Source organism: Oleiphilus sp. HI0067 (assembly GCF_001635735.1).
In genome coordinates, this window is record NZ_LWFI01000782.1 from 1 (window position 1) to 481 (window position 481).

Consider the following 481-nt stretch of genomic DNA (forward strand, 5'->3'; position numbering starts at 1 on the left):
GGAACATACGATATATGATGGTAGTGACGGTAAACTTGGTCATATCGACTTTACTGAACCTTACACACAGTCGATCAGAAAGGGTTTAATCACCGCTGCTCGCGATCAGAACATCGATATCTTACCTTGCGGGGTGTATGCCGCTACTAACGGCCCTCGTCTCGAAAGTGCAGCAGAGGTGATGCGAATCAAGCAAGATGGTGGTGACATGATCGGCATGACTGGTATGCCTGAAGCGTCGCTCGCGATTGAGCTTGAATTAAATTACGCCTGCCTTGCTGTGAGTGTAAATTGGGCTGCTGGGTTACATGGCTTAGAAGCCATAACGATGGAAGAAATCAGGGAGGCTTTAGAGTCAGGTATAAAATCTGTTGAGGCTATTTTAAGTCAGTACCTATCTACAACCTAATGCCTGTTTAATCGACTGTAGATGGCCGCTCCCTTACTTTGGGATCTTCGCTAGCCATCTATCTAAGACATT

The 481-nt window shown here is 46.2% G+C and carries 1 pseudogene; it reads left to right on the plus strand.

Annotated elements, in window-relative coordinates:
- Positions 1-409, plus strand: a pseudogene (locus A3739_RS08500) (S-methyl-5'-thioadenosine phosphorylase); the annotation flags it as partial.
- Positions 410-481 lie beyond the last annotated feature (72 nt).